13 protein-coding genes, 1 tRNA gene, 2 pseudogenes and 1 riboswitch are annotated in these 11,929 nt (G+C 67.4%); of the genes and pseudogenes, 11 read left to right on the top strand and 5 right to left on the bottom strand.

What is annotated here, in order from left to right; all coding sequences use genetic code 11:
* Positions 1 to 137: pseudogene (locus tag BYZ73_RS18595) on the bottom strand (IS5/IS1182 family transposase); the annotation flags it as partial.
* 61 nt (positions 138 to 198) lie between these two features.
* Here BYZ73_RS18595 and BYZ73_RS18600 point away from each other — a divergent pair.
* Genes BYZ73_RS18600 through BYZ73_RS22455 form a run of 3 tightly spaced genes read left to right on the top strand, consistent with a single transcriptional unit; the run spans position 199 to position 955 of the window.
* On the top strand, positions 199 to 411 hold the full coding sequence (locus BYZ73_RS18600; protein WP_112317226.1) for a hypothetical protein: 213 nt from the start codon (positions 199 to 201) through the stop codon (positions 409 to 411).
* Positions 408 to 734, top strand: a complete 327-nt coding sequence (locus tag BYZ73_RS18605; protein WP_108029010.1) for a hypothetical protein — start codon at positions 408 to 410, stop codon at positions 732 to 734. Before BYZ73_RS18600 ends, BYZ73_RS18605 begins: the two co-directional genes overlap by 4 nt.
* Complete coding sequence (locus tag BYZ73_RS22455; protein WP_146176349.1) at positions 731 to 955, top strand: hypothetical protein; 225 nt, start codon at positions 731 to 733, stop codon at positions 953 to 955. The genes BYZ73_RS18605 and BYZ73_RS22455 overlap by 4 nt, the downstream gene beginning before the upstream one ends.
* A gap of 121 nt (positions 956 to 1,076) precedes the next feature.
* On the opposite strand, the gene BYZ73_RS18610 is transcribed toward BYZ73_RS22455, so the two are convergent.
* A tRNA-Lys gene (locus BYZ73_RS18610) sits at positions 1,077 to 1,152 on the bottom strand.
* A gap of 109 nt (positions 1,153 to 1,261) precedes the next feature.
* On the opposite strand from BYZ73_RS18610, the gene dapF reads away from it, so the two are divergent.
* The 6 genes from dapF (at position 1,262) to BYZ73_RS18640 (ending at position 6,788) form a co-directional block, all read left to right on the top strand.
* Complete coding sequence (dapF, locus tag BYZ73_RS18615) at positions 1,262 to 2,101, top strand: diaminopimelate epimerase (protein WP_112317227.1); 840 nt, start codon at positions 1,262 to 1,264, stop codon at positions 2,099 to 2,101.
* A complete protein-coding gene (mtaB, locus tag BYZ73_RS18620; RefSeq protein ID WP_112317228.1) occupies positions 2,101 to 3,369 on the top strand; it encodes a tRNA (N(6)-L-threonylcarbamoyladenosine(37)-C(2))-methylthiotransferase MtaB in 1,269 nt (422 codons plus the stop codon). Before dapF ends, mtaB begins: the two co-directional genes overlap by 1 nt.
* Positions 3,370 to 3,484: 115 nt before the next feature.
* Entirely contained in the window at positions 3,485 to 3,775 is a 291-nt protein-coding gene (locus BYZ73_RS18625) for a hypothetical protein (protein WP_112317229.1), read from the top strand.
* Positions 3,776 to 4,076: 301 nt separating this feature from the next.
* Entirely contained in the window at positions 4,077 to 4,634 is a 558-nt protein-coding gene (petA, locus tag BYZ73_RS18630) for a ubiquinol-cytochrome c reductase iron-sulfur subunit (protein WP_108029006.1), read from the top strand.
* A gap of 12 nt (positions 4,635 to 4,646) precedes the next feature.
* Positions 4,647 to 5,984: a cytochrome b gene (locus BYZ73_RS18635; RefSeq protein ID WP_108029005.1), complete on the top strand. Its 1,338-nt coding sequence runs from the start codon at positions 4,647 to 4,649 to the stop codon at positions 5,982 to 5,984.
* Between the two features lie 18 nt (positions 5,985 to 6,002).
* On the top strand, positions 6,003 to 6,788 hold the full coding sequence (locus BYZ73_RS18640) for a cytochrome c1 (protein WP_108029004.1): 786 nt from the start codon (positions 6,003 to 6,005) through the stop codon (positions 6,786 to 6,788).
* A gap of 165 nt (positions 6,789 to 6,953) precedes the next feature.
* Here the strand turns inward: BYZ73_RS18640 and BYZ73_RS18645 are convergent, their stop codons facing one another.
* The 3 genes from BYZ73_RS18645 to thiB are packed head-to-tail and all read right to left on the bottom strand — an operon-like array spanning position 6,954 to position 10,178.
* On the bottom strand, positions 6,954 to 7,646 hold the full coding sequence (locus BYZ73_RS18645; protein WP_112317230.1) for a thiamine ABC transporter ATP-binding protein: 693 nt from the start codon (positions 7,644 to 7,646) through the stop codon (positions 6,954 to 6,956).
* Positions 7,633 to 9,204 (bottom strand): ABC transporter permease family protein, encoded by a 1,572-nt coding sequence (locus BYZ73_RS18650; RefSeq protein ID WP_112317231.1) that lies wholly within the window; start codon positions 9,202 to 9,204, stop codon positions 7,633 to 7,635. The genes BYZ73_RS18645 and BYZ73_RS18650 overlap by 14 nt, the downstream gene beginning before the upstream one ends.
* Entirely contained in the window at positions 9,180 to 10,178 is a 999-nt protein-coding gene (thiB, locus tag BYZ73_RS18655; protein WP_112317232.1) for a thiamine ABC transporter substrate binding subunit, read from the bottom strand. The genes BYZ73_RS18650 and thiB overlap by 25 nt, the downstream gene beginning before the upstream one ends.
* Positions 10,179 to 10,218: 40 nt before the next feature.
* Positions 10,219 to 10,320, bottom strand: a riboswitch (TPP riboswitch).
* 135 nt (positions 10,321 to 10,455) lie between these two features.
* Between thiB and aroC the strand changes: the two genes are divergently transcribed.
* Both aroC and BYZ73_RS24195 read left to right on the top strand, forming a co-directional pair.
* Positions 10,456 to 11,556, top strand: a complete 1,101-nt coding sequence (gene aroC / locus BYZ73_RS18660; RefSeq protein ID WP_112317233.1) for a chorismate synthase — start codon at positions 10,456 to 10,458, stop codon at positions 11,554 to 11,556.
* Positions 11,557 to 11,693: 137 nt separating this feature from the next.
* Positions 11,694 to 11,915: pseudogene (locus BYZ73_RS24195) on the top strand (hypothetical protein); the annotation flags it as partial.
* Positions 11,916 to 11,929: the final 14 nt, after the last annotated feature.

An 11,929-nucleotide genomic window follows, 5' to 3' on the forward strand; every position in this document is an offset into this window, starting at 1 on the left:
CCGCGCCGTCCGGAAGGGACCGCGTCCCACTGCATCTCGGGATCGAACCAGACGGTCAGCGAGCCGCGCTGCCTCAGCGCCTGATTATACGCTTGCCAGTTGATCGTCTTGTAGATCGGCTTCGGAGGTCTGCTCATGCTGCCCGGCTAGCATGCTGGATTCACGAGATGAATCCCCTGGATTTGCGCAACAACGCCCTTGACCAGTCTCAACGAAGAACCGTTTGAAACCTCATGCACCAACCCCGGGCGAGACGACGACTGGACCTGCCCCGGCTGCTATCACGACCTGGGCGATGTCGGCGAAGGCCGCCACGCCTGCCCGGAGTGTGGCCGCGATATTGATTGCGCGATCGATACTCAGCCCGTGTGCGTCGCTCGGCTGGCGGATCACGAGGAGGATGCGGCGTGACCCTTCCCGAAGACCATACCGCCAACAAACTTGCCCATGCGCTGCGCGCGGTGGGGCTCAATGACATGGCGACCCGCGCGGCCGAGGGGTACTACCACGACTTTCTTTCGCCGCTTGCCTTCCCCGAGCTGGAACTGATGCGGGATCTGGAAAAGGCCCGCATGGCCGGCAACGCCGGCGCTGCTCTACTGATCGCCCGCCACATCGAGGGCGGTTTCGACGCCAGCCTCGAGGAGAGCGAGGCTTGGGCAGCATCGCCCGAAGGGCGCGAGACGCTGGCTTCGGTGCTCGGAAGGCCCGTGTCGCTGGGAGATCGGGCGTGATCACCTTGGAGATCCGGGGCACGGGATCGTCCTGCGCCGTTTACATGGGAAATGAGCGCGTCAGCCGATTCTTCCTGAAGCGCGAGGCCGCGATCTGCGCCGAGCGCGCCATCGCCCAGCGTCTGCAGCAGCGGCAACGATCCTGTCTCTGTTGCGGAGCGGAATTTACCAGCCATGGGGCCGGAAACCGGCTCTGCAACACCTGTCGTCAGGAAGGGTGATTGACGTGGAAAAGCACACCGAAACTGCCCGCACAAACAGCGTCCGAGTCGGACGCTCTCGGACACTCGGACGCATCACTTTTCGAACATGCGAAAAGCCGTTTCTTTTCTTTGTCTTAAGTGGTGAGCCGTACAGGATTCGAACCTGTGACCCACTGATTAAAAGTCAGTTGCTCTACCAACTGAGCTAACGGCCCACTTGAGGCCTGCTACCTAGAAAAACCCGCGAGGGCGGTCAAGGGCAAAATCCATCATTTTTCGCAGGACGCTGGAAAGGGCCCCGGGCCGGGTGTATAGGACCGTCCCATGGCACGGATGGATGACCCCGAACGCCTGCCCTTCATGAAGATGCACGGGCTGGGCAACGACTTCGTCGTGATCGACCGGCGGCAGGGCGGAACGCCCTTGTCTGCCAGCCTCGTCGCGGCCATCGCCGACCGGCACCGGGGCGTCGGATTCGACCAGCTGGCGGTGATCGAACCCGCCGAGGCGGCCGATGCGCGGCTGGTCTTCTACAATGCCGACGGTTCGCCCTCGGCCACCTGCGGCAATGCAACCCGCTGCATCGCGCGCCATCTGATCGACCAGACCGGGCGGCGCGAGCTGACCCTTCTGACCGAACGGGGCCGGCTTTCGGCCCGGGACGCGGGCGACGGGCTGACCTCGGTCAACATGGGCCCGCCGATCCTCGACTGGCAGGGCGTGCCGCTGGCGCGCGAGGTCGATCTCGACCGGCTGCCGATTGCGGGCGAGCCGGTGGCGACCGGGATGGGCAACCCGCATTGCACCTTCTTCGTCGCCGATGCCGAGGCGGTCGATCTGGCCACCTTCGGTCCCGAGCACGAACATCATCCGCTCTTCCCCGAGCGCACCAATGTGCAGGTCGCGCATCTGGCCGGACCGGACCGCATCCGGATGCGGGTCTGGGAACGGGGTGCGGGCCTCACGCTGGCCTCGGGCTCGTCCTCCTGTGCGGTCGCGGTGGCGGCGGCGCGGCGCGGGCTGACCGGGCGCGCGGTGACCATCCTGCTCGATGGCGGCGAATTGCAGATCGACTGGCGCGCGGACGGGGTCTGGATGACCGGTCCGACGGCGCATGTCTTCGACGGGGTCTTTACTACTCCCTTCCTGGCGGGGGCCGAGTGATGGACGGCGCGGCGCCCCGGTTCACCACGCTTGGCTGTCGGCTGAATGCTTATGAGACCGAGGCGATGAAGGCGCTTGTTGCCGAGGCGGGGCTGGAAAACGCGCTGATCGTGAACACCTGCGCCGTGACATCCGAGGCGGTGCGCAAGGCCCGGCAAGAGATCCGGCGGCTGCGGCGCGAGAACCCCGAGGCGCGGATCGTCGTCACCGGCTGCGCCGCCCAGACCGAGCCCGACCGCTTTGCCGGGATGGACGAGGTCGATCTGGTGATCGGCAATGCCGAGAAGATGCGGCCCGAGACCTGGACCGGGATTGCGAAGGGCCCCGATTTCATCGGCGAGACCGAGAGGGTCATGGTCGACGACATCATGTCGGTGACCGAGACGGCGGGCCACCTGATCGACGGGTTCGGCACCCGAAGCCGCGCCTTCGTGCAGATCCAGAACGGCTGCGATCACCGCTGTACCTTCTGCATCATCCCTTTCGGGCGGGGCAATTCGCGGTCGGTCCCGGCGGGGGTGCTGGTCGAGCAGATCCGGCGGCTGGTCGGCGCGGGCTATAACGAGGTGGTGCTGACCGGGGTCGACCTGACCAGCTGGGGCGCCGATCTGCCGGGCACGCCGCGGCTGGGCGATCTGGTGGCGCGCATCCTGAAGCTGGTGCCCGAGCTGCCGCGCCTCCGGATTTCCTCGATCGATTCCATCGAGGCCGATGACGCCCTGATGCGGGCGATCGCCGAGGAAGAGCGGCTGATGCCGCATCTTCACCTATCGCTGCAGGCGGGCGACGACATGGTCCTCAAGCGGATGAAACGCCGGCACCTGCGCGACGACGCGATCCGGTTCTGTGCCGAGGCGCGGCGCCTGCGCCCCGACATGACGTTTGGCGCCGACATCATCGCGGGCTTTCCGACCGAAACCGAAGAGATGTTCGGGAATTCCCTCAGGCTGGTCGAAGAGTGCGACCTGACCTGGCTGCATGTCTTTCCCTACTCGCCCCGTCCCGGCACGCCCGCAGCGCGGATGCCCCAGGTCGATGGCGCGGCGATCCGCGACCGGGCGGCGCGGCTCAGGGCCGCGGGCGACGCGCAGGTCGCGCGGCATCTGGCGGCCCAGGTCGGGCGGAGCCACCGGATCCTGATGGAAAGCCCGCGCATGGGCCGGACCGAGCAGTTCACTGAGGTCGATTTCGGGTCGGACCGGCCCGAGGGCCGGATCGTGACCGCGACCATCTGCGGATGCTCGACGACCCGGCTTCAGGCGGACTAGAGTCTTGTCCGGTCCCGACCGGGCGCGGCCCCGCCCGGGACGGCCGACCGATATGTGAATGGACAGGCGTCCCCGCTCAGCCTATCTTTTGAGCAGTCTTCCAGGAGTTTCGCCGATGCCCCTGCCTCTCGCCCCCATCGCGACCGTCGCCCTGCGCTACGGCCTGCGCTATGGCGCGGTCGCTCTGGCCGCCTACGCACTGTCGAAAAGCCGGGACGGACTGCGCCGCGACCAGCGCACGGAAGACGCCATGGACGAGCTGGGCGAGGGGCTGACCTTCCGTCGCGGTCAAGAACAGGTGAACGGGGCCGCCCGGATGCGCCGTACTTTCCGCGTGGGCCCCGCCGGCCCGGGGGTCGAGATCGATGCCTCGGCCTTCGGTCGGCTGCGGGTTCGCCGGGTGTGACGCCGGGGCAGGACGGCGGCCTGAACAACGGCCCAAATAGCGCAATATAGTGTCTTGGCATGCGGTTGAACGTCTCAGAATCGGTCTAATAACCCGATTCCCTCTGGCTGGAATTGTCCCTGAGGGGTATACGGCGGTCGACCGGAATCCGTCTGAGCCTCCGCCGTCGCTGCGCGGCTATGTCCGCTGGACGCAATTTTCCTGCCGGGGCTAGGTAAGTCTGGTAAACGGCCGAGGAATCCCTTGGCCCGTTTTTTCGAATCGACCGGGGGCGACCCGGTCCTGGAAAGGAGAAATTCTCGTGTCGCACGCAGAAGATCACGACGGCACCCGCCGAGACTTCCTTTACTATGCCACGGCGGGCGCCGGTGCTGTGACCGCAGGTGCGGCCATCTGGCCGCTGATCAACCAGATGAACCCCTCCGCCGACGTGCAGGCGCTGAGTTCGATCCGGGTCGACGTCTCGTCGGTGTCCGAAGGCCAGCAGATTACTGTCAAGTTTCTCGGCAAGCCGGTGTTCATCCGCCTGCGTACTCCCGAAGATATCGAACTGGCGCGCTCGATCCCGCTGTCCGACCTTCGCGACAACAACTCGCGCAACCCGAACAAGCCGGGCGAGGCGACGGACCAGAACCGGACGATGGACGAAGAGGGCAAATGGCTGGTCATGATCGGCGTCTGCACCCATCTCGGCTGCGTTCCGATCGGCAACCAGTCCGGTGATTTCGGCGGGTGGTTCTGCCCCTGCCACGGCTCGCACTACGATTCCGCGGGCCGCATCCGCAAGGGCCCCGCGCCCGAGAACATGTACATCCCGGTTGCGTCCTTCGTGGACGAGACGACCATCCAACTCGGTTAAGGGAGCCCCCGAATGTCCGGTATTCCTCACGATCATTACGAACCGGGGTCGGCCCCCGAGAAGTGGCTGGAGCGGCGCCTGCCGGTCATCAGCCTGATTTACGACACCCTGATGATCCCCACCCCGAAGAACCTCAACTGGATGTGGATCTGGGGCGTGGTGCTGTTCTTCACGCTGGTGCTGCAGATCGTCACCGGCATCGTCCTGGCGATGCACTACGTGCCGAACACCGAGATGGCCTTCGCCTCGCTCGAGCACATCATGCGCAACGTGAACGGCGGCCACTTCCTGCGGTATCTGCACTCGAACGGCGCCTCGCTGTTCTTCGTGGCGGTCTACCTGCACATCTTCCGCGGCCTCTATTACGGGTCCTACAAGTCGCCCCGCGAGGTGACCTGGATCATCGGCATCCTGATCTACCTGGCGATGATGGCGACCGCGTTCATGGGCTACGTCCTGCCCTGGGGCCAGATGTCCTTCTGGGGCGCCACCGTGATCACCGGCCTGTTCGGCGCGATCCCGTGGATCGGTCACGACATCCAGCAATGGCTGCTGGGCGGGCCGGCCGTCGGCAACGCGACGCTGAACCGGTTCTTCTCGCTGCACTACCTGATCCCGTTCGTGATCCTCGGGCTGTCGATCGTCCACGTCTGGGCGTTCCACACCACCGGCAACAACAACCCCACCGGTGTTGAGGTCCGCCGCGGTTCGCGGGAAGAGGCCGACAAGGACACGCTGCCCTTCTGGCCCTACTTCGTGATGAAGGACCTGTTCGCGCTGGGCGTCGTGCTGGTCGTCTTCTTCGCGATCGTGGGCTTCATGCCGAATTACCTGGGTCACCCCGACAACTACCTCGAGGCGAACCCGCTGCAGACCCCGACGCACATCGTGCCGGAATGGTACTTCCTGCCCTTCTACGCGATCCTGCGGGCCTTCACCGCCGACGTCTGGGTGGTGATGATCGTCGACTGGCTGACCTTCGGCGTCGTCAACGCCAAATTCTTCGGTGTGATCGCGATGTTCGGCTCGATCATCGTGATGGCGCTGGTGCCCTGGCTCGACACCTCGAACGTGCGCTCGGGCCGCTACCGTCCGCAGTTCAAGCTGGCCTTCGCGCTCTTCGTCGTCGACTTCGTGCTGCTGACCTGGGCGGGCGGGATGCCGGCCGAGGCGGTCTATGCCAACATCTCGCTCGTCGGTGCCGCCTACTGGTTCGCGTACTTCCTGGTGATCCTGCCGGTGCTGGGCGTGATCGAGAAGCCGCTGCCGCAGCCGGAAACCATCGAGGAAGACTTCAACGCCCACTACGGCGAAGGCGCCGCGGCCGGCAAGGCCACGCCGGCCGAGTGACAGAAGGGATCGGATAAGATGTTCAAGAAACTGACGATCACCGCCCTGACCGCCCTGACGCTGGGGGCGGGTGGCGCCTGGGCCGCCGAGGGCGGCCATGTGAAGGACTACAAGTTCTCGTTCGAGGGGCCCTTCGGCAAATACGACCAGGCTCAGCTGCAACGCGGCCTGCAGATCTACACCCAGATCTGCTCGGTTTGCCACGGTCTGAAATACGTGCCCTTCCGGTCGCTCTCCGAGCCGGGCGGGCCGACGCTGAGCGACGATGCGATGCGCGCCTATGCGGCCACCTACAGCATCTACGATCCCGAGATCGAGGATTACCGCGATGGCAAGCCGACGGACCACTTCCCCGGCGCGACCTATCCCGGCGCCCCGGACCTCAGCCTGATGGCGAAGGCGCGGGCGGGCTTCCATGGCCCGCTTGGCACCGGTCTGTCGCAGTTCTTCAACGGCATGGGCGGCCCCGAATACATCACCTCCTACCTGCTCGCCTTCAGCGACGAGACCAAGGAAGAGGCCGGCACGCTGTATTACGAGAACCCGGTCTTCTCGACCGGCTGGAGCGCGATGCCTCCCCAGCTGTTCGGCGAGGATGTGGAATATGCCGACGGCACCGAGGCCACCATGGAACAGGAAGCCAAGGACGTCGCGGCCTTCCTGATGTGGACGGCCGAGCCCAAGCTGATGATGCGCAAGGAAGCGGGGGTCATCTCGGTCCTGTTCCTTGGCGTGCTGACCGTGCTGCTCTATCTGACGAACAAGCGTCTCTGGGCCCCCTACAAGCCCAAGAAGAACGTCTGATCTTTGGATCTTCGGTTGACGGAAACGCGCCCTTCGGGGCGCGTTTTTCGTTTGCGCCCCGGTTTGCGCCCCGGTTTGCGCCCCGGTTTGCGCTCCGGGCCGCCGACAGTGCCCCGGATCGGGCGTGTCATGGGTATTTTTGCCAAGAAGAAGGGAAAGGCGCGATCAGCCCAGATAGGCGCGCAGCGCCGGCGGCGGGTGGGCCAGCAGATCGGCCGTCGCACGGGGCGGATGGGCGCGGCCTTCTGCGACGAGGATCGTCTGATCGGCGATGGCGCGGGCATCGGCCGGATCGTGGGTGACGAACAGAACGGTGGCGCCGGTCTCGTGCGCAAGGTCGGCCAGCAGATCGAGCATCCCGGCCTTGAGCGCCGGGCCGAGGGCGGCGAAGGGCTCATCCAGCAGCATCAGCGGCCGGTTGCGCAACAGCATCCGCGCCAGGGCCACCCGGCCGCGCTGGCCGCCCGACAGCGCCGCCGGCTTCCGGGTGCCGAGTCCGGCCAGCCCGACCCGGTCGAGAGCGGTTTCGACCGCGCGGGTCTGGTCCCGGTCGAGCCGAAGGCCGGGACGAAGGCCAAGCCCGACATTCTGGGCGGCGGTCAGGTGGGGAAAGAGGTTGTTGTCCTGAAATAGCACCGAAAGCGGCCTGTCGCCGGGCGCGAGCGGGCCGAGATCGGTGCCCTGCCAGAGCACCCGGCCCCGGTCGGGCGCGAGAAAGCCCGCGATGGTGTCGAGCAGTGTCGACTTGCCCGCGCCCGAGGGCCCCAGCAGCGCCACGATCCGGCCCGGCGCGACGGTCAGGTCCGCGCTGAGTGAGAAGCCGCCCTGAAGAAGGACGAGGGTCTCAAGGCTCAGCATGGGCGCGTCCTCCGCGGTCGAAGATCCAGAAGAGCCCGAGGCTGAGCACCAGCAGCAAGAGGGCGGCGCCGGCCGCGCTGTCCATCCGGTAGGCCGCCATCAACCCGTAAAGCTGCAAGGGCAGCGTGGCATGGCCCGGGTCGGAGAACAGCGCGATCACGCCCAGATCGCCCATCGAGAGCGCCGCCGAAAGCCCGAGCGTGAAGCCCACGGGACGCCGCAGGCGCGGCATCAGCATCAGCCTGAGCCGCGCACCTCCGGTCATCCCGAGGCTGTCGGCAAGGCGGCCATGGCTGCGCTCGGCTTCGGCCACGGCGGGCACCAGCGCGCGCAGCGCGAAGGGCAGGCTCATCGCGGCATTGACGGTCGCGGTAACCGGCAGCGCCAGCAGCCGCGGATCGGCCAGCGGGAAGAGCAGGATGAAAAGCCCGGTGCCCATCACCAGCGGGGAGGCGGCGATGGTGAGCGTGCCCGCCGCCTGAACCGCCCGACCCCGAAGGCCCTTGAGCCGGTCGATGGCGATGGCCATCGGCAGCGCCAGCGCCAGCGTCAGCGCGGCCGAGCCGAGCGCCACAGCAAGCGAGCGGAGCGCCGCCGCATAGACCGAGGGGGGCAAGCCCGCCAGTCCCGGCAGGCCGCGCAGCGTCACCATGGCAAGCGGCAGGATCAGGAACAGCGTGGCCAGCGTCAGCCAGGCCGCGTCCTGCAGCCGCAGCCACCGCCCGTCCGTGCCGAGCTGCGCGACCGGGCGACCGAGACCGGGCCCGAAGGCGCCCGGCACGGCGATCGCGAAGGCCGAAAGCGCGGCGATGACCGACAGCCCGACCTGGATCAGCGCCAGCCAGGCAGCACGGCCAAGGTCGAAATCGAAGCGGAAGGCCTGATAGATCGCCAGCTCGACCGTTGTCGCGCGCGGTCCGCCGCCAAGGGTCAGGGCGACGGCAAAGCTGGTCAGGCAGATCAGGAAGACGACCAGAAAGGCGCCGGGCAGTACCTCGCGCAGCATCGGGCGTTCGATATGGGCGAAGCGCTCGGCCGGGCCGAAGCCCAGCGCCGCCGCCAGCCGGAAGCGTTCCGCCGGAATCGCCAGCCAGCCCTGAAGCACCAGCCGGGTCGCCAGCGGCAGGTTGAAGAAGACATGGGCCAGCACCACGCCGCCCGGCCCGTAGATGTCGACCGGGCCCAGGCCCAGCGGTGCAAGGGCCGCAGACAGAAGGCCGCTGCGGCCGAAGACGGCCAGAAGGCCCATCACCGCGACGATGACGGGCAGGATGAAGGGCGCACCCAGAAGGGTGATCAGCACACCCCGTCCCGGAAAGCGGCGCCGGGCCAGCGCCCGGGCCACCGGCACTGCCAGCAGGGTGCTGAGCGCGGCCGAGGCCAACGCCTGCAACAGCGTGAACCGCACCGCCGCCAGATCGGCGACACCCAGCCGCGCGGGCCCTTCCGCGCGCAGGGCCACGGTCGCGATGGTGCCGAGGCCAAGCGCCAGCGCCAGTGCTGCGGCGCCCAGCCCCAACCCGGTGGCAGCGCCTAGCGGCTGAGCGCGTCGCGCCATTCGGCAAGCGCCTCGTCCCGCACCTCGGCCGCCTCGCCCGCCGGGAAGATCAGCGCCGTTTCGGGCCTGATCAGGGTCTCGTAGCCCGCGGGCAACCCGTTGGCGGGGGTGACGGCCGGATACATCCAGTTGGTGGTGGGGATTGCCGACTGGAACGGTTCGGTCAGCATGAAGTCGAGGAATTGCTGCGCCAGCTCGGGCTGGTCGGACGAGGCCACGATGCCCGCCACCTCGATCTGCAGGTAGTGGCCCTCGTCGAAGCGGGCGGCGGCCTTGGTATAGTCCTCTTCGGCGATCAGGTGATAGGCGGGCGAGGTGGTGTAGGACAGCACCATGTCGGCCTCGCCGTCGATGAACATGCCGTAGGATTCGGTCCAGCCCTTGGTCACGGTCAGGATATGCGGCGCAAGCCCCTCCCAGATCTCGGGCGCGCGGTCGCCATAGGCGGCCTTGACCCAAAGCAGCAGCCCCAGACCGGGGGTCGAGCTGCGCGGGTCCTGGATCACGATCTTCAGGTCCTCGGGCGCGGCGATCAGGTCCTCGAAACTGGCGGGCGGCTCGGGCAGCCGGGTCTTGTCGTAGACGAAGGCGAAATAGCCCCAGTCATAGGGCAGAAACAGCGGGTCTTCCCAGCCGACCGGCAGGTCGAGCACGGCGTCGTCGCGGTTATGCGGGGCGAACAGACCGGTTTCGGCCGCGGCGGCGGTCAGGTTGGTATCGAGCCCCAGCACGACATCCGCGTCGGTCCGGTCGCCTTCCAGCCGCAGCCGCGCCAGCAGCGCCGCGCCGTCGCCCGCGGCCACGAAATTCAGCGCGCAGCCGCACCGGGCTTCGAAGGCGTCCTTGACGATCGGGCCGGGGCCCCATTCTGCCACGAAACTTTCATAGGTGTAGACGGTCAGTTCGGGCCGCTCGTCCGCCAATGCGGGCAGGGCCGACGCGGCCAGCGCCGCGGCGATAACTTGGATACGCATGGTCCTCCTCCAAAGATGGGGGCGGCCGGGCAAGGGTGGAGATCTGTCCATGGGCCTTCCCTCCGCCGGTTCTAACCGGTTCAGGTTCAACGGGTTCGCAGGTTGCGCATCTCAGCCCCATGGGGCACCCCGAGGTGACGGCCACGCTAGCGCCCCGCCCTGTGGTCCGCAAGCCAAACTCAGGCCCCGCCCCGCGCAGTCTGGGCAAACCCCTTGAGGGGCGGGCGCCCGGCGGCTATGCCCATAGGCCAAAGGAGATCGCCCCCATGAGCCAAGAATGAGCCTGAACACCTTCGGCCATCTGTTCCGCGTCACCACCTGGGGCGAAAGCCACGGGCCCGCGCTTGGCGCGACGGTCGATGGCTGTCCGCCCGGCATCGCGGTCGACGAGGCGATGCTGCAGCACTGGCTCGACCGTCGGAAACCCGGGCAGAGCCGGTTCACCACCCAGCGGCAGGAACCCGACGCGGTCGAGATCCTGTCGGGCGTGTTCGAGGGGCAGACCACGGGCACCCCGGTGCAGCTGATGATCCGCAACACCGACCAGCGGTCCAAGGATTACGGCGACATCGCGCAGAAGTTCCGGCCCGGCCATGCCGACATCACCTACTGGCAGAAATACGGCATCCGCGATTATCGCGGCGGCGGCCGGTCCTCGGCTCGGGAAACGGCGGCACGGGTGGCGGCCGGGGGCGTGGCGCGGGCGGCGCTGGCATCGCTGGCGCCTGGGCTGACGATCACCGGCTACATGGTGCAGATCGGCCCCCATGCCATCGACCGGGCGCGTTTCGATGCCGCTCAGATCGAACGCAACCCGTTCTGGGCGCCGGACGCACAGGCGGCGGTGGAGTGGGAAGGCTACCTCGACGGGCTCCGCAAGGCGGGCAACTCGGTCGGCGCGGTGGTCGAGATCGTGGCTTCGGGCGTGCCCGCGGGCCTTGGCGCGCCGATCTATGGCAAGCTCGACACCGATCTGGCGGCGGCGATGATGAGCATCAATGCCGTGAAGGCGGTCGAGATCGGCGAGGGCATGGCGGCCGCGACCCTGACCGGCGTCGAGAATGCCGACGAGATGACCATGGGTCCCGACGGGCCGGTCTATGCCTCGAACCATGCGGGCGGCATCCTCGGCGGGATCTCGACCGGGCAGGAGGTGGTGGTGCGCTTCGCGGTCAAGCCGACCTCGTCGATCCTGACCCCCCGGCGCACGGTGACGGTGGCGGGCGAAGAGACCGAGATTGTCACCAAGGGCCGCCACGACCCCTGCGTCGGCATCCGCGCGGTGCCGGTGGGCGAGGCGATGATGGCCTGCGTTCTTCTGGACCATCTGCTGCTGCATCGCGGTCAGGTGGGCGGCAATCGGGGCCGGATCTGCTAGCGCGTCGGCGGTTACTGTCTGCGGGCCGCGGTCTGCCCCTGCAGCGCGGCAGGGGCACCGCCCGTGTCGGCAGATCCGGCGGCCGGCGCAGCATTGGGCAGGAGTCGGCTATCGCATTCTCAGAAAGTGATTTGTCGGTGATCGCAGCACAGCTTGGCTGTTTCGAAGGCCGCCCGGAGCGATCTCTGCGCTCGGGGGCGGGGCGGGAGGCACGCGCCGTTACAGACGGCAGGGCAGGATGCCGCCAGGGTACTCCCGCGGGAAGGGACTATGGAGCTTCACAGATCCGATATTTCCTGGCGGCAAGCTGCGGGCTGAATTTTACTCAGGCCGCCGGCCCGTGCAGCGTGACCCGGCCCGCACTGACACCCGC

This window comes from Rhodovulum viride (genome assembly GCF_003265965.1).
In the GTDB taxonomy this organism is placed as follows: Bacteria; Pseudomonadota; Alphaproteobacteria; order Rhodobacterales; family Rhodobacteraceae; genus Rhodovulum; species Rhodovulum kholense.